We start from the raw sequence: 2,057 nt of genomic DNA, 5'->3' as shown, positions 1-2,057 counted from the left end.
AGGATCCTTAGACCGGCATTAAGCGCGTTTTGGTGGAAGGCAAATTGGTAATAGAGAGCGAAGAGCAGAGCAACCGCCGTACGGGCAAAAGAATTAAAGAATGTAGCGATGTTCCCCATACTGAACGTCCAGCTTTCAAAAAGGCTTAAATCTAGTAGAGGTGATGCTGAACGATGCTCATGCCATAAAAATATAGTAGTAAATATGGCGAATATCGCAAAACCTCCGATCACCTGCTTGTCTCCCCAGCCCAGTTCTCCCCCCTTGGATAAAGCAATGATTAGACCCGCTAAAGCGACAAAGATCATGATGCCTCCATATCCGTCCACTTTTTTATGGAGCTGCGCTAGGGGCTTCACCCTTAGAATCCAGAGCCCCCAGATGAGAGCAATGATCCCGAAGGGAACATTAGACCAGAACACCCACCTCCAGCCTCAGGCGGTCGTGACCACGCCGCCGACGACCGGGCCAAGCACCTGCGCGACGGAAGCGGACAATAAATTCAGACCGAGACCGGTGCCCAGCTGCGATTGGGGAAACGCATCGGTAATCAGCGGTGTTGTGTTCGTCACTACGAGCGCTCCTCCGGCAGCCTGTACGATCCGAAGAAGGATTAGTACCTCTACATTAAAAGCATAACCGAGTAGTAAACTGGATACGGTAAAGATGGCCATTCCTATTAAATACATTCGGCTTCTTCCGAAAATATCCGAAATTTGTCCGAAGATTAAAATCAGGATAGTGTTTACCAGCATATAGGAAAGTAAAATCCAGCTGGAAGCTGCCGCATTCGCATGAAATTGCTGGCTTAATTCCGGCAATGCGACATTAAGCGTTCCGATATTGACCAGAACCAGGAACGCTCCGAGACTGGTTACAGATAAGACATACCAGGGGTACATCCTATCGGACTTGGGACTTCTCTTTTGGGTCATAGAGACCAACCTCCTGAAATAAAAAAACGACCCCTGGAACCTGATAAATCCAAGGGCACATCTCCTTTGGGTTCAAACTTCAGCAAAGGCAGAAATGATTTCCTGTGTTGTCCGAACACGCCCGATGCGTGGAAAAATAAAATTTTTCACGTGATCGTGCTCGGCTTGAGAAAACCCGGTCATGGCATCGATCGCCAAAATCAGCTGATACCCATTCATAAACGCTTCCCGCGCGGTCGTATCCACGCCAAGCCCGGTAGCGATGCCGCATAAGACGATGGTGTAGATTCCCCGGCGACGCAACTGCAGGTCGAGCTCCGTTCCGTAAAAAGCTCCCCATTGCTTTTTAGTAATGATGTGGTCTGTTTCGGCGACCCGCATTTCCGGGACGATTTGATCGCTTGCTGTAGCCGGGAACTGAGAATGTAGTCTGCAACTGGCTCTTCATCCCCCATATAAATAAGCCGCCAAGATACCCAGACGTTACCTTGCTCTACACCAACCTGGTAACAACCTTGTTTCCTTGATCGGCCAGTTACGGATTTACTTGCATTTTTATGGTAAAAATAGAAGGCTCAATTTTGATTTTTGTCCCAGTCCAAGAAAACAACTAATAACAATAAATGAAAAAAGCCGCAAAAGTCGCGGCTATTGTGAAATACACTGTCAATACAAAGTATTACCACGAATCTTATAGAATTCGGCAACAACCAGTGGCTGAAATACAGTTTATAATAGTATAGCTTCTTGCTCTAAACGCTTGCCCGTACACAACATCTCTCGAATTAATCCGTGAAACTAGGAATTATCCGTGTTTTCCAGTAGCTGCTCCAATTTGACTTGATAATCTGCAGTGAAGGTTTCTGCCCAATCCAAATGCTGATGGAAAGTAGTCTTATCCATACGATAGGGTCGTAGTTGTGGAAACACTGATTTTTGCAAATGCCGGAATATTTGGAACCCTCCCCAATCGATGTCGCCCCAAAACTGAACTTCAATCTGAAGACCATTTTTATCAAATTTATCTTGGATTTGCCGAAGAAAAAATCGTTTATCCGGTCCTGGAAAACCTCCAAGATAAACAACAATGATCTTCTTCTCTAACAAATTACCAATTCTCGA

Annotated in this window: 2 protein-coding genes and 2 pseudogenes; all 4 read right to left on the bottom strand. The window is 45.9% G+C overall.

What is annotated here, in order from left to right:
• Positions 1-422: pseudogene (locus GRP75_RS25390) on the bottom strand (MFS transporter); the annotation flags it as partial.
• Between the two features lie 12 nt (positions 423-434).
• Entirely contained in the window at positions 435-935 is a 501-nt protein-coding gene (locus tag GRP75_RS25385) for an MFS transporter (protein WP_090738947.1), read from the bottom strand.
• Between the two features lie 72 nt (positions 936-1,007).
• Positions 1,008-1,334, bottom strand: a pseudogene (locus GRP75_RS25380) (isochorismatase family protein); the annotation flags it as partial.
• A gap of 399 nt (positions 1,335-1,733) precedes the next feature.
• Positions 1,734-2,057 (bottom strand): Wadjet anti-phage system protein JetD domain-containing protein (locus GRP75_RS25375; protein ID WP_237449191.1); only part of this gene is annotated, 324 nt, incomplete at its 5' end.

This window comes from Paenibacillus sp. OT2-17, assembly GCF_009827695.1.
Taxonomy (GTDB): Bacteria; Bacillota; Bacilli; order Paenibacillales; family Paenibacillaceae; genus Paenibacillus; species Paenibacillus polymyxa_B.
The sequence above is the reverse complement of the archived record's forward strand: the minus strand, read 5'-3'. Positions and strand labels throughout refer to the sequence as shown.

Bases quoted from the DNA above. Each gene is read 5' to 3' on its own strand.
- GRP75_RS25385 (WP_090738947.1), bottom strand. From the start codon at position 935: ATGACCCAAAAGAGAAGTCCCAAGTCCGATAGGATGTACCCCTGGTAT.